The following is a 20,342-nucleotide window of genomic DNA, read 5'->3' as shown; positions in this document are numbered from 1 at the left end:
TTTGGAGTCTGATATGTCACGCCCACTCACCGCACGCCAGCAGCATGTATATGATTTTATCGTGAAGACCATGGGCGAGCTTGGCTACCCCCCTACCCGCGCCGAAATCGCCAAGGCGCTGGGCTTTCGCTCACCCAACGCCGCTGAAGAGCATCTGCGCGCTCTGGAGCGCAAAGGTGCCATCCGCATCATCCGCAATACCTCCCGGGGCATACGCCTGCCCAACCAGGAGCCGCTCGACGCCACGCCCCCGGCAGCCGAGCCCGCCAACGATGCCACGTCCAACGGGCTGCCGGTGATTGGGGAAGTTGCTGCTGGCAGTCCCATTCTGGCAGCGGAGCATATCGACCGTTACTGCCCGCTCCCTGCAGAGTACTTCACCCCCAAGGCCGACTACCTGCTGCGGGTACGCGGCCTGTCGATGAAAGACGTGGGTATTCTGGAAGGCGACTTGCTGGCCGTGCATCGTACCGACCGCGTGCGTGACGGTCAGATCGTCGTCGCGCGCCTGGAAGACGAGGTCACGGTCAAGCGTTTTAAACGCCAGGGGCATCACGTCACGCTGCTCGCCGAGAACGAAGACTTCGCCCCCATCGAAATCGACCTGAGAACTCAACAGCTGGATATCGAAGGCGTCGGGGTAGGCGTCATCCGAGGCGGGAACGGCCAGGCCCTGGGCTAAAATACTGGGCCAGGGCACTGGACCAAGCCACCGCCTACTGCATATCGATGTAACGATGGTCGTTGAACGTGGCGACCCAGTGCGGGTGGTAGACCAACAGAATGCTCAGCAGCATGCCGGTGATGAAAGCTTCCGAGGGCATCAACAAGGGTAGAAAGCGGGCATACTCCTGAGCCAGGTAAATCGCTTCAGGATCGATGCCCGCCACCAGAATCAGCCCGACGGCCGCCAGCCCACCCCCTAGCGTCGCCAGCGCAGCACCGAAAAAACCGCAGGCAAACAGAAACACCATCAGGTTGTCCGGCAAGCGGCGATCCACGATACGCCATACCACCCCCGTGATCACGGCAGGCACCAGCCCCGTCACCAGCACGTTGGCCCCCAACAGTTCCCAGGCATTGCGCCCGATCAGCACCATCGCCACGTTGAGCAGCAGGTTGCTGATCAAGGCCAGGGGCACCTTGAACACCAGCGTCATCAGCACCGTAAACACCAGATGCAGAGTTAACCAATCGACCGCCTGAGCCCGCAGCTGCCACATCAGCATCACGGCCAGCGTCGCGGCCATCCAGCGATGCTGCAAACCGGTATCTTCCAGCAGCGGCTGCCAGGGGCGCTGCCACAGCACCCACCCCAGAGCACCTGCCGACACCAGCCAGGTAGCCAGCAGTGCCCAGGTGGCCAGCACGCTTTGTGCAAAGGACATGGCGCCCCTCCCCGGTGGGCGAGTTAGCTGAACACGACGGTCTTGTTACCGTGAATCAATACGCGGTCTTCCAGATGCCAGCGCAAGCCGCGGGCCAGCACGGCTTTTTCCACATCACGGCCAAAGCGAACCAAATCGGTGGGTGTATGGCAGTGGCTGACCCGGTGAATATCCTGCTCGATGATGGGGCCAGCATCCAGTTCTTCGGTCACGTAGTGGCAAGTGGCACCGATCAGCTTGACGCCCCGCTCATAGGCCTGGTGATAGGGCTTTGCCCCCGCAAAGGAAGGCAGGAAACTGTGATGAATATTGATGACGCGTCCGGCATAACGCTCGCACAGTGAAGGCGGCAGAATCTGCATGTACCGCGCCAGCACGACACAGTCAGCCCGGGCAGCATCGATCTGTGCCTGCACCTGCTCGAAAGCCGCCTGCTTGTTGGCCGGGTCCACCGGTACATGATGATAGGGAATGCCATACCACTCGGTGAGCGAGCGCATGTCGTCATGATTGGAGATGACGCCCACAATATCGCAATCCAGCTCGCCAGCCTGCCAGCGATACAGCAGGTCCACCAGGCAGTGGGATTCCCGGGAAACCATCAACACCACGCGGCGGCGCTTCTGGGTGTCTACCAGCGACCACTGCATGTCGAATTCGGCGGCGACGGGCTCGAATGCGGTGCGCAGCGCCTCGGCCGACATGCCCAGTGAATCGGCGAGAATTTCATAACGCATGAAAAAGCGCCCTGTTTCCAGATCGGAGTGCTGGCTGGCCTCGGTGATCGAGCCGCCCTGCTGGGCAATGAAGCTGGAAACACGCGCCACGATGCCCACCTGATCCGGGCACGACACAACTAAACGGTAATAATGAGACATCAATGAACACTCTTGCGTATGTAACGGCACGTTCGCTGGGTAGGCGCCTGCTCGCGGGCAAGCCTCACCAGGCGCATTAGTGTAACGCAAGCGCCACGGCTAAGCACCGTGGTGCAGTGCCACGATGATTGTTACGTGCCCCTCCCTTCCCGTATAGTTAAGGGACTATATTTCCAGGCTTTTCATGACTGATGCATCCACCACGCGTTCAACTTCGTCCCCGTCGCCGCCCGCCCCTGCACCTGCTTCCGCTAGGTGGATGCGGTGAAATTGGAATGAACCTTACGCTGTATGGATACGACGATCAGTGGATCGCCGTCGATTGCGGCATGATGATTCGTCAGGATCTGCCCAACTCGCCGCTGCAGGTACCCAACACCGACACCCTGCAAACCCTCGGTATCACCCCGGCGGCGCTGTTCATCACCCATGGTCATGAAGACCACATCGGCGCCGTGGCTTGGCTATGGCCGCGTTGGGGCTGCCCCATTTTTGCCACCCCGTTGGCCGCAGGCCTGCTGCGACATAAATTTGCCGAACACCAGCTGAGCAGCGCTGCCATCGAAATCATCGAACCCGGCGATGCGGTGGAGCGCGGTCCCTTCACCCTGCGCTACCTGAGTGTCACTCACTCCATTCCTGAAAGCTGCGCCATCATGATGCAGGCGGGCGACTATCGAGTACTGCATACGGGAGACTGGAAACTGGACCCGGAGCCGCTCATCGGCGCCCCGGTGAATGCCGCTCATTTTCGTGCGCTGGCCCCTTTGGACCTGGTGGTTGGCGACTCCACCAACGCCCCCATGCCTGGCCAGTCAGCCAGCGAAGGCGACGTCGCCAAAGCACTGACCACGACCCTCGAACAGTGCAAGGGCCGCGTGGTGGTATCGTGTTTCGCCAGCAACCTGGCGCGGGTACTGGCCATCGGGCGCGCCGCTCATGCTTGTGGGCGGCGGGTCAGCTTGATGGGCCGCTCCATGGAGCGCATGGTGAGCGTGGCCAGAGGGCTGGGCTATCTGGACGACTTCCCGCCGCTGGTCCCGTCCCACGACCTGGGATACCTGCCTCCCGAAGAAGTGGTGATCATCGCCACCGGCAGCCAGGGCGAGCCGCGCGCTGCCCTTCAGCGGCTGGCGCAGCGCCGTCACCCCTTCGTCGACCTGGAGCCAGGCGATAGCGTGATTTTTTCTGCCAAGGCCATCCCGGGCAATGAGCGCCCCATCGAACAGCTTAAAAAACGTTTGTTACAGCTAGGTGTCGCGCTATTCGATGAAAACAATCACCCCGAGCTCCATGCCACGGGGCACCCAGCCCAGCAGGAGCTGAAAAAGCTCTATCAATGGGTGCGCCCCAAGGCCCTGCTACCCGTGCATGGTGAAGCGCGTCATCAGCAGGCTCATCAGGCACTGGCCGAGCAGCTAGGCATCAGTGCCCCCCTTACGCCCGTCAATGGCGACCTGATCCTGCTGGACAATCAGGGCCTGCGCCTGGAAACGCGCCATCCACAGCCGCCCTGCATCGTCGATCAAAACAGCGTAAGGCCCCACCCTGGCCTCGAACATCAGTCGTCTGGTCCACGGCGCGGCAGCCTGTTTCTGGCGCTACCGGTGACCGCCACCGAGACTGGCTGGTGGCGCATTGGCCGGATGATGCTGGATACCACGGGGGCCAGCCCACTGGACGAAGAGAGCTTCAGCGACTGGCTGGACGAGCAGCTGGAAGAGATCGAAGCGGAAACGCTGGCAGACTTGCGTCACGCCCTGCAGCCGCGCCTGATGCACTGGCTGGCCAACCACCTTCAGCACATGCCTGAGGTGCACCTGCAGATCATGGCCGCCGACATGCCCACCGAAGAGGAACTGGACCAACAGTAGTCCCTTTCCAGGTCAGCAGGCTGAAGAGCAGCTCACGACCAGCGCTCGGCATCCTGCTGATCGGTTTTGCGCTCCTTGACCCAATACGCCCCCTGGCGTGCGCGCTCCTTTTTCCAGAACGGCGCCTGGGTCTTGAGATAGTCCATGATGAAGTCACAGGCCAGGAAGGCATCCCGCCGGTGGGCACTGGCCACCAGCACGCGAACGATAGGGTCACCCGGCGCCAAATCTCCCACCCGATGAATGACGTGTACCGCCTGCAGCGACCAGCGCTGCCAGGCCTGTTCGGCAATCTCCATCAGGCTGCGCTCGGTCATTCCGGGGTAATGCTCCAGCGTCAAGCCCAGTACATCGGGCGACTCGTTGAAGTCGCGCACCAGCCCGGTAAAGCTGACCACCGCGCCGATATCCGTGCGCCCCCGCAGCGCCCGCTCGTAGCCATGAGCCATGGAGAAGCTGTCCTCGGTGACCTCGACCACGAGCGCTTTATGCGGATGTTCAAGCAGTGCCATGGCTCAGCCTCCCGTGACCGGTGGGAAGAACGCCACTTCGTCATCGTCGGTAATCCGCGAACTATCGCTGGCCATGACCTGGTTGATGGCACATAACGTACGCTGATCGGACAGTAGCGCATAGCGCGCATCCCGGGCGCTGAGGGCCGCTTTCAGGCCTGCGACGTTACGGCTCGGCAAACAGTCCAGATCCACCGACACATCGCTTTCCCCCACCCGCTCGCGCAGCTCGGCCAGAAACTTGACCCGAACGCAGGGAGATGAACAACGCTCCCCAAGGCTTACTTCCCCGGATGCCCCTTCGCCGGTCACGATGGGCGCGGGCATCAGGCGCTGGTAATCGCCACGACTACCCCCCTGCTTGCTCTCCAACTGCACGGCTTCGATGCGCATCTCTTTATCGACGGCCTTGCACATATCATACAGCGTCAGGCAGGCCACGGACACGGCCGTCAGGGCCTCCATCTCTACTCCCGTCCGGCCATTCAGGCGGCACAGCGCCGTAACATTGACCCAACCGTTGTCATGGTCGATCTCAAAATCCACCGACACCTTGGAAAGCGCCAGCGCGTGACACAGCGGGATCAGCTCGTGGGTACGCTTGGCCGCTTGAATACCGGCGATGCGCGCCGTGGCCAGCACATCACCCTTGGGCAAGGCACCGTCCGTCAGCAGTTGCAGCGTCTGAGCGCTCATCACGATTCGTCCAGAGGCGACGGCCTCTCGGCGTGTCTCAGCCTTGTCGCCAACATCGACCATGTTGGCTTCGCCTTGGGCATTGAGGTGGGTTAACTGCATCGTGTCACCTTTTGCTATCAATCAGAGAGTGGCGCTGCTCGGCAGCCCAGTCGAACACCCAGCGGGCAATACCATCAATGTCGTCGAGGTTCAGCCGCATAACATCTTCACGCAGTGGCACAGGCGCCGCGCCGCTCAGCGCCACGCCCACTCCATGCGGGTCGCTGAGGATGTGCGCGTCGCCAATGCCCTCTCGGTAGAGTACCAGCTTGGCGATGGGCCAGGCCTTGAAACCTTCGACGATGACCAGGTCTGGCGCATGCGGTGCCATGAGCGAAAGCAGATACGCCAGATCCGGCTCTTCCTCTGCCGGCATATCCATCATCAACGCCAGACGGCGACTCGATGCTACCAGCATTGGGGCCGCCCCGGCCTTGCGTAGCTGGTAGCTATCCTTGCCGGGCTGGTCCACCTCGAACTGATGATGAGCATGCTTGATCACCGCCACCGACAGGCCAAGTGCCCGCAGCCGAGGCAGCAGCTGTTCGAGTAGCGTGGTCTTTCCCGTCCCGCTCCAGGCGGCAACACCCAGTACCGGAAATGCACAGCGCAGTGGTTCACTCATGGCATACCTCGTCAACTGAGCGACTATTCGCCCTCTTTCTCCACAGGCAACAGCCAGTTTAACGCAATGCCCACCAGGGCTGCCAAACTTACCCCCTGCAAGGTGAATTGACCACCCCCGAACTGCATGCCACCAATGCCGAAGACCAGAATCAGCGACACCACCACCAGATTACGCGCCGCCGTCAGCGACTGCCCTGCGCGCACCAGAGTGTTCATACCCACCACAGCAATCGAGCCAAACAGCAGAGTCATGATGCCCCCCATCACCGGACCGGGAATGGTTTGCAGCAAGGCGCCCAGCTTGCCGACGAATGCCAGCACAATGGCCAGCACGGCGGCAATCACCATGTATTTCGGGTTGAACGCCTTGGTCAACGTCACCGCGCCGGTCACTTCGGAATAAGTGGTATTGGGCGGACCACCAAACAGCGCCGCCGTGGTAGTAGCCAGGCCGTCACCCAGCAGCGTGCGATGCAGGCCGGGTTTTTCCAGGTAGTTCTTGCGAGTCACCGAACCAATCGCCACCATGTCGCCGATATGCTCCACAGCGGGTGCGATCGCCACCGGAATCATGAACAGAATTGCGGCCCAGTGAAAACTGGGGGCAGTGAAATTGGGTACCGACAGCCAGGCCGCTTCCCTGACCGGGGTAAAATCGACCACCCCCATCAGCAGGGCCAGTACGTAGCCCACCGCAATACCGCCCATGATGGGCACCAGCCGCAGCAGGCCACGCCCGAACACGGCCAGCACCAGCGTCACCATCAGGCTGGCCATGGAGAGAAAGATCGCCGCACCGTAGCCAATGTTGTCACTGGTCTCACCGGTGGCCATGCTAACCGCCACCGGCGCCAGGGCAAGACCAATCACCATGATGACCGGCCCCACCACCACCGGTGGCAACAGGCGGTGCAGCCAGGCCGTGCCTTTCAGCCGTACGGCCTGTGAAATGGCCACGTATACCAACCCGGCGGCCATCAGCCCGCCCATGGTGGCAGAGACTCCAAAGCTGGCAATCGACCCCTGAATAGGCGCAATGAAGGCAAAGGAGGAAGCCAAAAAGACTGGTACCGTCTGGCGCGTAATGCCATGAAAGACGAGGGTGCCCACCCCAGCGGTAAATAGGGCCACGCTGGGGTCCAGGCCCGTCAGCAGCGGCACCAGCACCAAGGCACCAAATGCGACGAACAGCATTTGTCCGCCGGTCAGCAGTAGTTTAGGCCACGACTCTTGTGCAGTATTGGTTGTCATTGCACGACTCCAGGAAGGTCTATCGATAATAACGGAGGCAAAAAAATGCCCCCAACGCGGCGCGTAAGGGGCTTTATGTCGCGGAGCGCTTAACGCGTTCCGAAAATCTTGTCGCCGGCATCTCCCAGGCCGGGGACGATGTAGCCATTCTCATCGAGTCGGTCATCTACCGACGCGGTGTAGATTTCTACATCAGGATACGCATCCTGCACCCGTTTGATCCCTTCAGGGGCAGCCACCAGCACGATCACTTTCATGTGTTCACAGCCGCGCTCACGCAGCATGTCCAGTGTCGCCACCATGGAACCACCGGTTGCCAGCATGGGGTCGATGACGATCGCCATGCGCTCTTCGATATCGTTGGCAAACTTGGCAAAGTACGGCACCGGCTGCAGCGTTTCCTCGTCACGGTAAAGGCCTACAACGCTCACCCGGGCACTGGGAATGAGGTCGGTCACGCCTTCCAGCATGCCCAGACCCGCTCGCAGAATGGGCACGATGGTGACTTTTTTACCCTTGAGACGCTGTGTGGCGATGGGCTCACCGTTCCATCCCTGGATCTCGTGATCTTCGAGCTCCAGGCCCTTGGTCGCTTCGTAGGTCAACAGCTTGGCCACTTCACCTGCCAGTTCACGAAAACTTTTCGTGCTCAGGTCAACTTCACGCATGAGTCCCAGTTTATGCTGAACAAGCGGATGATTAATGGCGTAAACACTCATGGGACTACCTCACTGCAGGGGATTCGGGATGGCGGCCTTGATCGCATTGAACACGCGCTCAAAATTGCGCGCCATTCTACCCGCAACTGACCATCAGGTTAAGGTTTTTCCGGCAATTGCCACGTAATCGGCGTACGGCCCTGCTGCTGGAGGAACTGATTTGCCTTGGAAAAATGGTGATTACCGAAGAAGCCACGGTGTGCCGACAGTGGCGAAGGATGGGGCGACTCCAGTACCAAATGGCGCTGGGTATCGATCAGCGCTTTCTTCTGGCGGGCATGGCTGCCCCAGAGCAGAAATACACAGGGCTCGCCGTGCTGGCTAACGGTTTCGATGGCCCGGTCGGTGAACGACTCCCAGCCCTTGCCACGATGCGATGCTGCATTGCCCTGCTCCACGGTCAGCGCAGTGTTCAGCAACAACACGCCCTGTTTGGCCCAGGGTTCCAGGAAGCCATGGCGCACCGGTGTAAAACCTACGTCCGCCGCCAACTCTTTATAGATGTTGACCAGCGACGGCGGCACCGGCACCCCTGGCTGTACCGAAAAACACAGGCCATGTGCCTGGTTGGAGCCGTGGTACGGGTCCTGGCCGAGAATGACCACCTTGACCGAGGCCAGCGGGGTCAGCTCGAACGCACGAAACCAGTGGGACGAATGAGGATAAATAACCTTCCTGGCCGCTTTTTCCTGAGCCAGAAAGGCTTTCAAGGCCGACATGTAGTCGGCCTTGAACTCTTGCCCCAGCCACTGTTGCCAGTCATTGGGTAGCGGGGTCGACATGTTACTTCTTCATCTGGTCGGCGAGGGGCTCGACATAGGCAATGCCCATGTCCCAAGGGAACTGAATCCAGCACTGCTGTGCCACTTCGGTCAGGTACTGATCCACCAACGGCCGACCTTCGGGCTTGGCGTAGATGGTCACGAAATGCGCCTTGGGCAGCATTTCACGCACCGCACGCGCCGTCTTGCCGGTGTCGACCAGATCATCCACTAGCAACCAGCCTTCGCCGTCGTGGTCGACGCCTTTCATGATGTCCAGGCCACCCTGGTTCATGTGGTCGTAGCTCTTGATGCAGATCGTGTCGATCAGGCGGATGTTGAGTTCACGGGCAATCAGCGCCGCAGGAATCAATCCGCCTCGGGTAATCGCCACGATCCCCTTGAAGTCACGCTCGATCAGCAAATGGCACAGCTGACGAACATCACGATGAATCTGATCCCAGGAGACGGTGAAGTGTTGGTGGTAGCGTTCGCTGCTCATGGGGCGTTACTCGTCTTCATTAAAGGAACAGACCGCGAATACGCTATAGCCCGCATCGCGAATTTTGGTAGAGCCACCCAGTTCAGGCAGGTCGATGATCGTTGCCGTCTCGACGACCTGGCCGCCGCAGCGCTGAATGAGGTTGGCCGCTGCCAGCATGGTACCGCCGGTGGCAATCAGATCATCCATCAACAAAATACGGTCATTCTGCTGAAAAGCGTCGGCGTGCAGCTCGACTTCCGAATGACCATATTCCAGCGTATAGGTCTCGCTGATCGTCTTGAACGGCAGCTTGCCCTTCTTGCGCACCGGCACGAAGCTGCAGCCCAGCTCATAGGCCAACGGGGCGCCAATAATGAAGCCACGAGCATCAATCGCCGCGATGGCATCCAGGTTCATCTCCTGGTAGCGGTGCACGAAGCTATCGATCAGCTTGCGAAAGGCAGCGCTGTTTTGCAGCAGCGGAGTGATGTCACGGAAGTTCACTCCTTGCTCTGGCCAGTCAGGAACCGTGCGAATAACGGACTTAATGTAATCGCCGTAGATGCTCATCGCGTCTCTCATTGATTAGTCAAAATGCGGGCAGTTAGCCCAGGAACAGGAATTTTGCTGCAAACAGCAGCGCCAGCACGACCACTGCTGGATTCAGGTCGCTGAATCGACCTGACAGGGTCTTGATGGCAACGTAGCTGATGAAGCCCAGGGCAATACCCTCGGCAATCGAGAAGGTCAGCGGCATGGCCAGCGCAGCGATCAGCACCGGCGCGGCGTCTGTGGGGTCTTCCCAGTTGGCATGCGCCAGGCTACCCGCCATCAGCACCGCCACGTACAGCAGCGCGCCCGCCGTAGCATAGGCCGGAATGGAACCCGCCAGCGGCGCAAAGAACAGGCTGATCAAGAACAGCACGCCCACGACTACCGCCGTCAGGCCGGTACGGCCACCCGAAGCAATACCCGCTGTCGACTCGATGTAACTGGTGGTGGTGGAAGTACCCAGCGCAGCACCAGCCATGGACGCCGTGCTATCGGCCATCATGGCACGGCCAATGCGCGGCAGCTTGCCGTCCTTGTCCAGCAGCTTGCCACGGTGCGCCACGCCCACCAGCGTACCCGAGGTGTCGAACAGGTCCACGAACAGGAACGCAAAAATCACGCTCAGCATGGCCACGTCCAGCGCGCCCATCAGATCCATGGCCATGAAGGTCGGGGCGATGGAAGGCGGCATGGACATGATGCCACCGTACTGATTGTGGCCCAGCACCATGGCGGTGACGGTCACACCCAGAATACCGATCATCACCGCACCGGTCACGCGCAGGTAGGCCAGCGCGGTAATCACGAAAAAGCCCAACAAGGCGTAGATGGCCGGCGGCTGAGACAGGTCGCCCAGCGCCACGTAGGTCGCCGGATTGGACACCACGATGCCGGCATTTTTCAGGGCAATCATCGCCAGGAACAGGCCGATACCCGCCGCAATCCCCAATCGCAGCGACAGCGGGATCGAGTTGATGATCCACTCGCGCACCTTGAAAATGCTCAGCAAAAAGAAGGTCAAGCCCGAGAAGAACACCGCCCCCAGCGCGGCTTCCCAGGTGTAGCCCATTCCCAGCACCACGCCGTAGGTAAAGAAGGCGTTCAGGCCCATTCCGGGTGCCTGGGCAATAGGGTAGTTGGCCCAGAAGCCCATCACGAAACAGCCAATGGCCGCCGCCAGACACGTCGCCACGAACACGGCACCGTAATCCATGCCGGCTTCCGAAAGGATGCTCGGGTTGACGAAGATGATGTAGGCCATCGTAAGGAACGTGGTGACCCCTGCAATCACCTCGGTTTTTACGTTGGTCTTCTGCTCGGCGAGCTTGAAGTAGTTGTCCAGAAATTTCATATCGTTTTTATCCTTCGCGCTTACGCTGGATGCGTCCCTTGGTGCGAGAAAAGCCGCACATACTACCGAAAGGCACTACGCGATGCGAGTACCCCCTGTGCAGCGAATGAAAGGGCGATAGCGCCCCTGTCTTATGATTAGCAAACTTCAGGCCATAAGCTAACCGATTGGTCAACACTGGCCGATAATTTTCTACAGCCGACTCGCCAGCACCCGCTCCACGGTCTCCACGATGACCTGAGTTTGCGGGTCGATCTCGATATTGACCCAGTCCCCAACCAGTCGCTCCTTGAGCATGGTGCGCGACAGCGTTTCGGGAATCAGGTTGACGCTGAACTCCACCCCTTCCCCAGCGTCAGCCGGTCGTACGTCCCCCACCGTCAAGCTGATACCATCCACGCCAATGTAGCCTTTCTCGAACACGAACCTGGCCATAGAGAGGGGCAGCAAGAACCACAGCCGACGATTGTTGGGGGCTTCCTCGATGGCCACGACCTTGGCCATACAGATGACGTGCCCGGACATGGAGTGCCCGCCAATTTCATCACCAAAACGGGCTGCACGCTCTATATTGACGCATTGCCCCACCTCGATTGCACCAAGATTAGTCAATCGCAGCGTTTCACGCATCAAATCAAAGCTGACCTTCTCACCTTCGATGCGCGTAACGGTCAAACAGACCCCGTTATGTGCCACCGACGCACCAATTTCCAACCCCTCACGCAGCTCTTCGGGCAGCGCCACCACGTGGGTACGAAACGCCTCCAGCTCCAGCACTTCGACGACTTCGGCGATACCTTGCACAATACCGGTGAACATGGACTTTCCCTCTGTTGATTCGCCAGCGAACTGGCTCAAGCTGTAAAAATTTCCGCAAGCTTACACCCTATGCCCCAACCTTGTGCAGTGCAGGCCCGGCAAGTGCTTGAACAGCGTGTTTTTTGCTGCCCAACGCAGCCTGAAAAGGCCAAATTCAGAATCAAAAACCAAAAACAAGCTATAAAAAAGTGGAAAACTCTGTACAAGCACGCTTAAACATGAAATAGACCGTATTTAATTGACAATCCACCCACCTCTCTTTAGACTTTCGCCGCAAATGTAATGACGCCGATTTGTACCCAGATTGCGGGCGTCCACGCGGTCCCTGTAACCACGTGAAGTGCAGCTAAAAGGGTGTGTCCAGCGTTGATGGCCACCCGCAAGGGTGGTCTTTTTTTGTTACCCTCCCCTACGCTCGTCTCTCCCGCACTCCGTCTTCGGCCTAACATTAAGGCAGACGCTATGATTGAACTTAGCAACGTAAGTAAAACCTACGGCAGCGGCCCCAGCGCCGTTCACGCCCTTCAGGATGTCAATTTAACGATACCCAAGGGCAGCATTCACGGCGTCATCGGCCTATCCGGCGCAGGCAAATCGACCCTGATCCGCTGCGTCAACCTGCTGGAGCGCCCCACCAGCGGCAAGGTACAGGTCGACGGCCAGGAAATGACCCAGCTGAGCCGCCGCGACCTGAATCAGGCACGCCATCGTATCGGCATGATCTTTCAGCACTTCAACCTGCTCACCACGCGCACCGTCTTCGATAACGTGGCGCTGCCGCTGGAACTGATGGGCGAGAAGCGCAGCGCCATCAAGAACCGCGTCTTGCCACTGCTCGACATGGTCGGCCTGGCCGACAAGGCCAGGCAGTACCCCGCGCAACTCTCAGGTGGTCAGAAGCAGCGCGTGGCCATTGCCCGGGCGCTGGCCAGCAAGCCCAACGTACTGCTCTGCGACGAGGCCACGTCGGCTCTGGACCCGCAAACCACCAGCTCCATTCTGGAACTGCTGCGCGACATCAATCAGCAGTTGGGCATTACCATCCTGTTGATCACCCATGAAATGGAAGTGGTCAAATCGATCTGCCATCGCGTCAGTCTGATTTCCGGCGGGCGACTGGTAGAAAACGCCGAAGTCGGCGATTTCTTTACCGCACCAGCCACCCAGCTAGGTCGCGAGTTCCTCAACGATTTCCTGCAGCTGAGCCCGCCCAAGGAGCTGCTGGAGCGCTTGCAAGCGCAGCCCGGCGAGCAGACCCACCCGGTGGTGCGGCTGACCTTCTCGGGCGATGCGGTCTCCACGCCGCTGATTTCACGCCTGGCGCGGGAGTGCAGCGTGGATGTCAGCATTCTGCAGGCCAAGGTCGAGTCGATTCAGGAGCGCACGCTGGGCTTGATGATCGCCGAGCTGCTGGGCACTCCGGCACAGACCGAGCAAGCCATGTCTTATCTGGAATCGCATCAACTACAGGTGGAGGTACTGGGTCATGTCCAGCGCAATGTTTGATCTCGTGTTACAGGCGACGCTGGACACCCTTTACATGGTGGCCGTGTCCGGCGTCATCGCCACGCTGCTGGGCCTGCCGCTGGGGGTGCTGCTGTACGTCACGCGGCCTCGGCAGATTCTGGCCATGCCGGTACTCAACCAGGCACTGGGCATCATCACCAACGTAGGCCGTTCGATTCCGTTCATCATTCTGATGGTCGCCATCATTCCTTTCACGCGAATGCTGGTCGGCACCTCCATCGGCATCAACGCGGCATCGGTCCCTTTGACCATCGCGGCCATCCCCTTCGTCGCCCGCTTGATCGAAGGCGCGCTCAACGAAATTTCGCCCGGCCTGATCGAGTCCGCCCAGTCGATGGGCGCCACGCCCTGGCAAATCATCACCAAGGTACTGATCCCTGAAGCACGCGGCGGCATCATTACCGGTCTCACCATCACCGTGGTGACTCTGGTGAGCTACTCGGCCATGGCAGGCGCCGTTGGCGGCGGCGGCCTTGGCGATTTGGGCATTCGTTATGGCTACAACCGCTTCAACCCGACCATCATGCTGATCACCGTGGTGATTCTGGTGGTCATGGTGCAAGGTTTCCAAAGTCTGGGCGACTATCTGGTCCGCAAAAGCGATCGCAAGTAGGCCATCGACTGCCCTGCAAAACGATCTGGCGTTTTGCGTAGGTCAGCATAGCCCCATATGCCCAAAACGCATTAGACTTGTGTTTCTTATTACTGCATCATTACAACACGACTCATCACAACACTGGAGCAACGCCATGCAAAAACTCGTTATTGGCAGCCTGACCGCCCTGGCACTGGCCATCAACGTCGCCAACGCCGACACGCGCACCATCAAGGTAGGCACGGTCGCAGGCCCGGAAACCGAAGTCATGGAAGTCGCGGCGCGCATTGCCAAGGAAGAGTTCGACCTGAACGTCGAAATCATCGAGTTTACCGACTACGTGACGCCCAACGCGGCACTGGCCGATGGCAGCCTGGATGCCAACGCCTACCAGCACGAGCCCTACATGCAAGCCATGATCAATGACCGTGGCTACGACTTCGCCATCGCTGGCTACACCTTCGTGTACCCCATCGGTGCTTACTCGGAAAAGTACAGCAGCATCGACGAGCTGCCGGATGGCGCTCAGATCGCCCTGCCGAACGACCCTTCCAATGAAGGTCGCGCTCTGATCCTGATGCACAACGAAGGCCTGATCACGCTGAACGATCCAACCTTCCTGGAAGCCACCCCCATCGACATTGCTGAAAACCCGCGCGGCTTCCGCTTCCGTGAAATCGAAGCAGCGCAGTTGCCTCGCGTACTGCCCGACGTGGACATGGCCTTCATCAACAACACCTTTGCTCAGCCAGCAGGCCTCAGCCTGGATGACGCATTGATCAAGGAAGGTCCCGAGTCCCCCTACGTCAACCTGATTGCCGTGCGTGGCGGTGACGAAGAGCGCGAAGATATTCGCCAGCTGGTAGACGCTTACCAGCGCGACGAAGTCATCGAGAAAGCCACCGAGCTGTTCAAGGGTGCCGCCGTACCTGGCTGGATCGAAGAATAACGCTACTGGCAGTACACGCTTTACCATCAGGCCAGCCGCAAGGCTGGCCTGATGCGTTTTAATCTCATGTGCCGACACCCGAGAAACAACATGACCACGATCGATTATGACCTGCTCAATCGACAGCTCGCTGCTCTGCTGGACACACGCGACTGGTTGACCAACAGCGCCCAGACCAGCGCGTTCATCCAGCAATCGCTGGAACAGCTCAACTGGGTAGGCTTTTACCTGCAGCGCCAGCCGGAAATACTGACCCTGGGTCCCTTCCAGGGCAAGCCCGCCTGCAACCCCATTCCGTTCAGCAAGGGAGTATGCGGCGCAGCAGCGCGCAGTCGCACCACCCAGCGGGTCGACGACGTACACGCCGTAGCCGACCATATTGCCTGCGATGCGGCCTCCCAGTCCGAACTGGTCGTCCCCATCGTTCAGGATGGCTGGCTATGGGGCGTTCTGGATATCGACAGCCCTCAGCTGGCCCGCTTCAGCGCCCAGGACCAGGCCGGCATCGAGGCGCTGGTCGATACTTTCATTCTCCACACCGATCTGCCCCGCCCATAACGCAAAAAGCCCCGAGCAGTGCTCGGGGCTTTTTGCGGAATCTGGTAGGACCAGGCGGATTTGAACCGCCGACCTCCACGATGTCAACGTGGCGCTCTAACCAACTGAGCTATGGTCCTGCTGTGCAACGGATGCGTATTCTACGGCTTTATAGCTGAATTGCAAGTCATTTTTACGTCTTCTTCTCTGCAAGACTCTGGCAACCGCCTGAGCTGGAAGAATTATATCGACACTTGATAAACGTAACCACTAAGCTGCATCTACGTTAAATCGTTATATCATAAAGTCGCTGTGGCGCGACGCCGAACTGCTATGGGTAGGCAAGGAAGTCCACGAAGAGCCTTTCCCCACCATCGTGGCGGGCGATCTCAACGATGTGGCCTGGTCGCGCACCACGCGGCTGTTCTGCAGGGTCAGTGGCATGCTCGACCCCCGGCGCGGCCGCGGGCTCTTCAGCACCTTTCACGCCCACTACCCTCTACTGCGCTGGCCGCTGGATCATGTGTTCGTCAGTGAGGAGTTTACGCTCACCCACATGGAGCGTCTGGAAGCCTTCGGGTCGGATCACTTCCCCATCCTGGCGACACTCAGCTACCAGCCGGCGCGCCAAGAGGAGCACGACACTCCTTCCGCCAGTTCGGAAGAGCGCCAGGAAGCCAGTGCCACCATTGCGCAAGGCAAGAGCGAAGAGCAGCAGACCTGACGCCAAACTGGGCTGAACCACGTCAGAACGCGGCTGTTTACTGAGGGATCCCCCCACGCGTAAGCACCGCCGGGTCCAGCAAGCGCTCCAGGGTCGCGCGATCCAGGTCGGTTTCTTCCTCGGCCACGTCAATGATGGGCCGACCCGCCTGATACGCTTTCTTGGCAATGGCCGCAGCAGCGTTGTAACCAATGACGCTGTTCAGCGCCGTGACCAGAATCGGGTTGCGCGCCAGCGGCCCCTGCAAATTGTCCTCGCGCACCTTGAAGGTGGCGATGGCCCGCTCGGCCAGCAGCGTGGCGGTATTGCTCATCAGCGTAATGGAGGTCAGCAGATTGGCCGCCACCAGCGGTAGCATCACGTTCAGCTGGAAGTTACCGCTCTGCCCGGCCACGGTCACCGCCGTATCCAGACCGATCACCTGAGCCGCCGCCTGGGCCGCGGACTCGGGAATCACCGGATTGACCTTGCCGGGCATGATGGAGCTCCCCGGCTGCAGCGCCTCCAGCTCGATCTCACCCAGCCCTGCCAGTGGCCCAGAGTTCATCCAGCGCAGGTCATTGGCAATTTTCATCACCACACAGGCAAAGCCGCGCAGCTGCCCGGACAGCTCCACGGCGGCATCCTGAGAGCCCAGGCTAGCGAAGAAGCTGTCGTTGGGCACCAGCGAAAGCCCTGTCTGTTGGCTCAGGTCCTCGGCCACCCGCTCGGCAAACCCCTCAGGCGCATTGATGCCCGTGCCCACCGCCGTACCGCCCTGGGCTAATCGGCACAGCCGCTGCTGGGCGCTGTCAAAACGTTCGATGGCCTGCCCTACCTGGCTGGACCAGCCGCCCAGCTCCTGGTCCATGCGCAGCGGCATGGCGTCCATCAAATGCGTGCGCCCGGTCTTCACCACGTGGGAAAGCGCTTCGGCGCGACGGTCGATGGCCTCTTTCAGCTGCACCAGAGCAGGCCGGAGCTGGGTATGTACCGCAATCGCCGCAGACAGGTGAATGGCGGTCGGGATGACATCGTTACTGGACTGCCCCATGTTGACGTGATCATTGGGCGTGATCTCGACCCCTTCACGACTGGCCAGGGTCGCCAGCACCTCATTGACGTTCATGTTGGTCGAGGTGCCCGACCCCGTCTGGAAAACATCCACCGGGAAGTGCTCATCGTACTGCCCGTCGATCACCGCCATGGCCGCCTTTTCGATGGCTGCGGCGCGCTGTTCATCCAGCAGCCCCAGCGCCTGATTGCTGCGCGCGGCGGCCAGTTTGATGCGCGCCACGGCATGAATGAACGCCGCAGGCAACGGGGTGCCCGACACCGGGAAGTTGTTCACCGCCCGCTGTGTCTGGGCACCGTAAAGGGCTTCTGCGGGCACTTCCAGCTCACCCATGCTGTCTCGTTCAATCCGCGTGCTCATGGTGCTCTCCTTTTCCAATTGGCTCATCGAGTTCAGTTCGCTCGTCAATGGCTGGCATAGCCAGCACCGACGAACAAATGATAATGATTATCCATAACTTAAAGTGTAGCGATGTTCCGTGGATCGGTAAACAGCGTCCCCACAGCATGGAGGGCAAGAGGCGATTGCGCCATGTTGCACTGCACAAAAACAGCTGTTATGCTGCAAAGCAAGATGAGGTCAGCAGTTGCGGTAGCGATGTCAGGAACGCGGTTGCTGAGCCTTGAATATTGGATTGCCCTACTCGATCAGCAATCCGTTTGCCTAAGACTTTGCCCAAGACAAGGCCAGGAGACATCACCATGCGTACCTTCAACACCAACGAAATGACTCAGCAGTTCGACAACCTGTTCATGGCACCTGCCCGTGCTTACATGACCCTGAGCATCGACTACTCTGAAAAACTGCTGAATGCCCAGCTGGACGCGAACAAAGCGTACGTGGACACCGGCATCGCCCAAGTGCGTCAGCTGTTGAGCGTCAAGGATGCCGATGGCCTGCGCAGCTACATGGAAAGCCAGCAAAAAGTGGCCAAGGACTTGGCCGAGCGCGTCAAGGGCGACGCTGACAAGGTAGTATCGCTGCAGCAGGATTTCCTGCAGAAAAGCCAGAAGCTGACCGAAGACAACGTCAAGCAGGCTCAGGCAGCCGCCAGCAAAATGAGCAAGAGCGCCTGATCAAACGCCAGGCTGGTGGCACGTGAGTGAGGCCAGCCCAACGTAAAAAGCCCCGAGCACGCTGTGCTCGGGGCTTTTTCATGGCGCCTACCAATAGTGTCTACCAGTTGAGCGCGCCTTTCACGAAAGGAATGGTCAGCTTGCGCTTGGCCGACAGCGACGCCTGATCCAGAGTCTCCAGCGCCCGGCACAGCTCACCAAGCTCTCGGGGGCCGCGATGCAGGATATACCGCCCCACATCGTCGGGTAACTCCATCCCCCTGACCCGGGCCCGCAGCTTCAAGGCGGCCAGGCGCTCCTGGTCATCCAGCGGATGAAGATGAAACGTCACCCCCCAGGTCAACCGTGAGGCCAGATCCGGTAGCACGACCTCCAGCCGCCTGGGCGGCGCATTGGCGGCGATCAAGAGCGCTTTGCCAGCGTCTCGCAAACGATTGAACGCATGGAACAACGCCTCTTCCCAACGCTTGCGCCCGATGACGTATTCGAGGTCGTCGATGGCCACCAGGTCAAGACGCTCGATATCCTCCAGCATCAGCGGCGGGAAATGGCCCAGGTCGGCCAGCGGCAGGTAAAGGGCACGCTTGTCCTGATCCGAGGCCGCGTGGCAGGCCGCCTGCAACAGGTGGCTACGGCCGCTGCCTGGCGCACCCCAAAGATAGATAAACGGCTCGGCATCTGGCGACAGCTGCTGCGTCAGATGCTGCACCAGAGCTGCATTACCGCTCGAGGGATAGTAGTTGTTCAGCGTTGCGTCATCACGCAACCCCACCCCGAGCGGTAACTGTGCCGGCAATCGGCTCATGAAGACTCCCCTTTGTCCTGGAGACCCAGTTCGTGCGGCGGTGACGTCGGCTCCAGCGTCTCATCATACAAGGCACTGTTCTGGTAACGCTCCTTGACCTCCTTGAGCAGCACCATGATGACCGAGGCCGCCGGCAAGGCCAGAAGCACCCCGGTCAGGCCAAACAGATTGCCCCCCGCCAACACCGCAAAAATGACCGCCACCGGGTGCAAGCCTATCTTGTCACCCAGCAATTTGGGCTGCAGCACGACGCTTTCGATGACCTGCCCCAGGCTGAATACCCCCAGCACCCCCACCAGCGCCCACCAGCTATCGAACTGGAACAGCGCCACCACCAGGGCGCTGCTGAGCCCAACGATGAACCCCAGGAAGGGGACGATGCTGACCAGCCCGGAAATGACGCCGATCAACAGGCCAAAATTCAGCCCCATCAGGGTCAGCCCCACCGCATAGATGACGCCCAGACACAGCATGACCAGTAGCTGGCCTCGCAGGAACGCCGCCAACACCTCATCGCAGCGTTTGGCCAGCCGCGTGGCGTCATCGACCCAGTGGCGCGGTATCAAGTCGATCAGATTGTTCAGCAAACGGTTCCAGTCAAGGAGCAAGTAGAACGTCACCACCGGAATCAATGCGACGTAGGTCACCCACGTGGCGAAGGCCATGCCCGAACGGCCAATCTGGCCAAGCGCCTGGGCCAGGTAGCTACCGGCATCGCGCCAATTTTCAGCCAGGGTCTCCTGAACATTGTCCAGCTCGGAACGCAGATCATACCCCGTCCACGCCTGCACCTGCGGGGCCAGGTAGTTTTCCACCCAGTCGAACACGCCAGGCACCATCTCGCCAAGCTGCTTGATCTGCTGGATGACCAGCGGAATCAGGATCAGCAAACTGATGGCCAGCACCAGCAACAGAATGAGAAATACGCTGCTGACCGCCCACACCCGCTTCAGCCCCAGCCGCTGAAAATAGTTGGTCAGCGGGTCTGCCAGGTACGCCAGAATCAGTCCGGCAATGAAGGGCATGAGCACCGCATCCAGTAAATACACAACGCCAACCAGGGCCACCAAAAACAGGATGCCCCACCATGAATGTCGCATTTTATTCTCTCCTCCCTGGAT

General features: G+C 59.8%; 22 protein-coding genes, 1 tRNA gene and 1 pseudogene. 8 read left to right on the top strand and 16 right to left on the bottom strand.

Annotation, left to right across the window (positions count from 1 at the left end; genetic code table 11):
* Positions 1-13: 13 nt before the first annotated feature.
* Entirely contained in the window at positions 14-682 is a 669-nt protein-coding gene (lexA, locus tag B7L72_RS05445) for a transcriptional repressor LexA (RefSeq protein ID WP_081193045.1), read from the top strand.
* Between the two features lie 34 nt (positions 683-716).
* On the opposite strand, the gene B7L72_RS05440 is transcribed toward lexA, so the two are convergent.
* Together B7L72_RS05440 and purU are read right to left on the bottom strand one after the other, a co-directional pair.
* Positions 717-1,388 (bottom strand): energy-coupling factor ABC transporter permease, encoded by a 672-nt coding sequence (locus tag B7L72_RS05440; RefSeq protein ID WP_081193043.1) that lies wholly within the window; start codon positions 1,386-1,388, stop codon positions 717-719.
* Positions 1,389-1,411: 23 nt separating this feature from the next.
* Positions 1,412-2,266: a formyltetrahydrofolate deformylase gene (gene purU / locus B7L72_RS05435; protein ID WP_081193041.1), complete on the bottom strand. Its 855-nt coding sequence runs from the start codon at positions 2,264-2,266 to the stop codon at positions 1,412-1,414.
* Positions 2,267-2,541: 275 nt separating this feature from the next.
* Between purU and B7L72_RS05430 the strand changes: the two genes are divergently transcribed.
* Complete coding sequence (locus tag B7L72_RS05430; protein WP_081193039.1) at positions 2,542-4,140, top strand: ribonuclease J; 1,599 nt, start codon at positions 2,542-2,544, stop codon at positions 4,138-4,140.
* A 32-nt stretch (positions 4,141-4,172) separates the two neighbouring features.
* On the opposite strand, the gene moaE is transcribed toward B7L72_RS05430, so the two are convergent.
* The 10 genes from moaE to B7L72_RS05380 form a co-directional block, all read right to left on the bottom strand.
* Entirely contained in the window at positions 4,173-4,652 is a 480-nt protein-coding gene (gene moaE / locus B7L72_RS05425; protein WP_081193037.1) for a molybdopterin synthase catalytic subunit MoaE, read from the bottom strand.
* Positions 4,653-4,655: 3 nt separating this feature from the next.
* Positions 4,656-5,450 carry a cyclic pyranopterin monophosphate synthase MoaC gene (gene moaC, locus B7L72_RS05420; protein WP_081193035.1) on the bottom strand — a complete coding sequence of 265 codons (795 nt, stop codon included), beginning with the start codon at positions 5,448-5,450 and terminating at the stop codon, positions 4,656-4,658.
* Positions 5,451-5,454: 4 nt separating this feature from the next.
* A complete protein-coding gene (gene mobB / locus B7L72_RS05415) occupies positions 5,455-6,015 on the bottom strand; it encodes a molybdopterin-guanine dinucleotide biosynthesis protein B (RefSeq protein ID WP_081193033.1) in 561 nt (186 codons plus the stop codon).
* A 23-nt stretch (positions 6,016-6,038) separates the two neighbouring features.
* Positions 6,039-7,268 (bottom strand): uracil-xanthine permease family protein, encoded by a 1,230-nt coding sequence (locus tag B7L72_RS05410; protein ID WP_081193031.1) that lies wholly within the window; start codon positions 7,266-7,268, stop codon positions 6,039-6,041.
* 89 nt (positions 7,269-7,357) lie between these two features.
* Positions 7,358-7,987, bottom strand: a complete 630-nt coding sequence (upp, locus tag B7L72_RS05405) for a uracil phosphoribosyltransferase (RefSeq protein WP_016914005.1) — start codon at positions 7,985-7,987, stop codon at positions 7,358-7,360.
* Positions 7,988-8,085: 98 nt separating this feature from the next.
* Entirely contained in the window at positions 8,086-8,769 is a 684-nt protein-coding gene (ung, locus tag B7L72_RS05400) for a uracil-DNA glycosylase (RefSeq protein ID WP_081193029.1), read from the bottom strand.
* Position 8,770: 1 nt separating this feature from the next.
* Entirely contained in the window at positions 8,771-9,250 is a 480-nt protein-coding gene (gene gpt / locus B7L72_RS05395; RefSeq protein WP_016914007.1) for a xanthine phosphoribosyltransferase, read from the bottom strand.
* A 6-nt stretch (positions 9,251-9,256) separates the two neighbouring features.
* Positions 9,257-9,802, bottom strand: a complete 546-nt coding sequence (locus tag B7L72_RS05390) for an adenine phosphoribosyltransferase (protein WP_039182221.1) — start codon at positions 9,800-9,802, stop codon at positions 9,257-9,259.
* Between the two features lie 34 nt (positions 9,803-9,836).
* Positions 9,837-11,135, bottom strand: a complete 1,299-nt coding sequence (locus B7L72_RS05385) for an NCS2 family permease (RefSeq protein WP_016914009.1) — start codon at positions 11,133-11,135, stop codon at positions 9,837-9,839.
* Positions 11,136-11,327: 192 nt separating this feature from the next.
* The gene (locus B7L72_RS05380) at positions 11,328-11,954 is read right to left on the bottom strand and encodes a riboflavin synthase subunit alpha (RefSeq protein ID WP_081193027.1); all 627 of its coding nucleotides are present in this window, start codon (positions 11,952-11,954) and stop codon (positions 11,328-11,330) included.
* A 462-nt stretch (positions 11,955-12,416) separates the two neighbouring features.
* Between B7L72_RS05380 and B7L72_RS05375 the strand changes: the two genes are divergently transcribed.
* The 4 genes from B7L72_RS05375 to B7L72_RS05360 all read left to right on the top strand — a co-directional run bounded on the left by B7L72_RS05375 (position 12,417) and on the right by B7L72_RS05360 (position 15,583).
* A complete protein-coding gene (locus tag B7L72_RS05375; protein WP_081193025.1) occupies positions 12,417-13,460 on the top strand; it encodes a methionine ABC transporter ATP-binding protein in 1,044 nt (347 codons plus the stop codon).
* Positions 13,441-14,094, top strand: a complete 654-nt coding sequence (locus B7L72_RS05370) for a methionine ABC transporter permease (RefSeq protein WP_026001709.1) — start codon at positions 13,441-13,443, stop codon at positions 14,092-14,094. The genes B7L72_RS05375 and B7L72_RS05370 overlap by 20 nt, the downstream gene beginning before the upstream one ends.
* Positions 14,095-14,230: 136 nt before the next feature.
* The gene (locus B7L72_RS05365; protein ID WP_081193023.1) at positions 14,231-15,025 is read left to right on the top strand and encodes a MetQ/NlpA family ABC transporter substrate-binding protein; all 795 of its coding nucleotides are present in this window, start codon (positions 14,231-14,233) and stop codon (positions 15,023-15,025) included.
* Positions 15,026-15,115: 90 nt separating this feature from the next.
* Positions 15,116-15,583 (top strand): GAF domain-containing protein, encoded by a 468-nt coding sequence (locus tag B7L72_RS05360; protein ID WP_081193021.1) that lies wholly within the window; start codon positions 15,116-15,118, stop codon positions 15,581-15,583.
* Positions 15,584-15,625: 42 nt separating this feature from the next.
* Here the strand turns inward: B7L72_RS05360 and B7L72_RS05355 are convergent.
* A tRNA-Val gene (locus tag B7L72_RS05355) sits at positions 15,626-15,702 on the bottom strand.
* Positions 15,703-15,866: 164 nt separating this feature from the next.
* Between B7L72_RS05355 and B7L72_RS05350 the strand changes: the two are divergent.
* Positions 15,867-16,286: pseudogene (locus tag B7L72_RS05350) on the top strand (endonuclease/exonuclease/phosphatase family protein); the annotation flags it as partial.
* Positions 16,287-16,323: 37 nt separating this feature from the next.
* Here B7L72_RS05350 and B7L72_RS05345 read toward each other — a convergent pair.
* Positions 16,324-17,700, bottom strand: coding sequence for a class II fumarate hydratase (locus tag B7L72_RS05345; RefSeq protein WP_081139012.1), 1,377 nt, complete (start codon positions 17,698-17,700; stop codon positions 16,324-16,326).
* Positions 17,701-18,041: 341 nt separating this feature from the next.
* Here B7L72_RS05345 and B7L72_RS05340 point away from each other — a divergent pair, with 341 nt between their 5' ends.
* Positions 18,042-18,416, top strand: coding sequence for a phasin family protein (locus tag B7L72_RS05340; RefSeq protein WP_081139009.1), 375 nt, complete (start codon positions 18,042-18,044; stop codon positions 18,414-18,416).
* Between the two features lie 100 nt (positions 18,417-18,516).
* Here the strand turns inward: B7L72_RS05340 and hda are convergent, their stop codons facing one another.
* Positions 18,517-19,221: a DnaA regulatory inactivator Hda gene (gene hda / locus B7L72_RS05335; protein WP_016914019.1), complete on the bottom strand. Its 705-nt coding sequence runs from the start codon at positions 19,219-19,221 to the stop codon at positions 18,517-18,519.
* On the bottom strand, positions 19,218-20,321 hold the full coding sequence (locus B7L72_RS05330; RefSeq protein ID WP_081193019.1) for an AI-2E family transporter: 1,104 nt from the start codon (positions 20,319-20,321) through the stop codon (positions 19,218-19,220). Before B7L72_RS05330 ends, hda begins: the two co-directional genes overlap by 4 nt.
* Positions 20,322-20,342 lie beyond the last annotated feature (21 nt).

The sequence above is a fragment of the Halomonas sp. BC1 genome (assembly GCF_002078135.1).
In the GTDB taxonomy this organism is placed as follows: Bacteria; Pseudomonadota; Gammaproteobacteria; order Pseudomonadales; family Halomonadaceae; genus Vreelandella; species Vreelandella stevensii.
Note: the sequence above shows the minus strand (reverse complement) of the source record. Positions and strands in the feature narration are given on the sequence as shown.

Excerpts from the sequence above, each read along its gene's own strand:
- lexA (WP_081193045.1), top strand. The coding sequence starts at position 14 with ATGTCACGCCCACTCACCGCACGCCAGCAGCATGTATATGATTTTATC.
- B7L72_RS05440 (WP_081193043.1), bottom strand. The coding sequence starts at position 1,388 with ATGTCCTTTGCACAAAGCGTGCTGGCCACCTGGGCACTGCTGGCTACC.
- purU (WP_081193041.1), bottom strand. The coding sequence starts at position 2,266 with ATGTCTCATTATTACCGTTTAGTTGTGTCGTGCCCGGATCAGGTGGGC.
- B7L72_RS05430 (WP_081193039.1), top strand. The coding sequence starts at position 2,542 with ATGAACCTTACGCTGTATGGATACGACGATCAGTGGATCGCCGTCGAT.
- moaE (WP_081193037.1), bottom strand. The coding sequence starts at position 4,652 with ATGGCACTGCTTGAACATCCGCATAAAGCGCTCGTGGTCGAGGTCACC.
- moaC (WP_081193035.1), bottom strand. The coding sequence starts at position 5,450 with ATGCAGTTAACCCACCTCAATGCCCAAGGCGAAGCCAACATGGTCGAT.
- mobB (WP_081193033.1), bottom strand. The coding sequence starts at position 6,015 with ATGAGTGAACCACTGCGCTGTGCATTTCCGGTACTGGGTGTTGCCGCC.
- B7L72_RS05410 (WP_081193031.1), bottom strand. The coding sequence starts at position 7,268 with ATGACAACCAATACTGCACAAGAGTCGTGGCCTAAACTACTGCTGACC.
- upp (WP_016914005.1), bottom strand. The coding sequence starts at position 7,987 with ATGAGTGTTTACGCCATTAATCATCCGCTTGTTCAGCATAAACTGGGA.
- ung (WP_081193029.1), bottom strand. The coding sequence starts at position 8,769 with ATGTCGACCCCGCTACCCAATGACTGGCAACAGTGGCTGGGGCAAGAG.
- gpt (WP_016914007.1), bottom strand. The coding sequence starts at position 9,250 with ATGAGCAGCGAACGCTACCACCAACACTTCACCGTCTCCTGGGATCAG.
- B7L72_RS05390 (WP_039182221.1), bottom strand. The coding sequence starts at position 9,802 with ATGAGCATCTACGGCGATTACATTAAGTCCGTTATTCGCACGGTTCCT.
- B7L72_RS05385 (WP_016914009.1), bottom strand. The coding sequence starts at position 11,135 with ATGAAATTTCTGGACAACTACTTCAAGCTCGCCGAGCAGAAGACCAAC.
- B7L72_RS05380 (WP_081193027.1), bottom strand. The coding sequence starts at position 11,954 with ATGTTCACCGGTATTGTGCAAGGTATCGCCGAAGTCGTCGAAGTGCTG.
- B7L72_RS05375 (WP_081193025.1), top strand. The coding sequence starts at position 12,417 with ATGATTGAACTTAGCAACGTAAGTAAAACCTACGGCAGCGGCCCCAGC.
- B7L72_RS05370 (WP_026001709.1), top strand. The coding sequence starts at position 13,441 with ATGTCCAGCGCAATGTTTGATCTCGTGTTACAGGCGACGCTGGACACC.
- B7L72_RS05365 (WP_081193023.1), top strand. The coding sequence starts at position 14,231 with ATGCAAAAACTCGTTATTGGCAGCCTGACCGCCCTGGCACTGGCCATC.
- B7L72_RS05360 (WP_081193021.1), top strand. The coding sequence starts at position 15,116 with ATGACCACGATCGATTATGACCTGCTCAATCGACAGCTCGCTGCTCTG.
- B7L72_RS05345 (WP_081139012.1), bottom strand. The coding sequence starts at position 17,700 with ATGAGCACGCGGATTGAACGAGACAGCATGGGTGAGCTGGAAGTGCCC.
- B7L72_RS05340 (WP_081139009.1), top strand. The coding sequence starts at position 18,042 with ATGCGTACCTTCAACACCAACGAAATGACTCAGCAGTTCGACAACCTG.
- hda (WP_016914019.1), bottom strand. The coding sequence starts at position 19,221 with ATGAGCCGATTGCCGGCACAGTTACCGCTCGGGGTGGGGTTGCGTGAT.
- B7L72_RS05330 (WP_081193019.1), bottom strand. The coding sequence starts at position 20,321 with ATGCGACATTCATGGTGGGGCATCCTGTTTTTGGTGGCCCTGGTTGGC.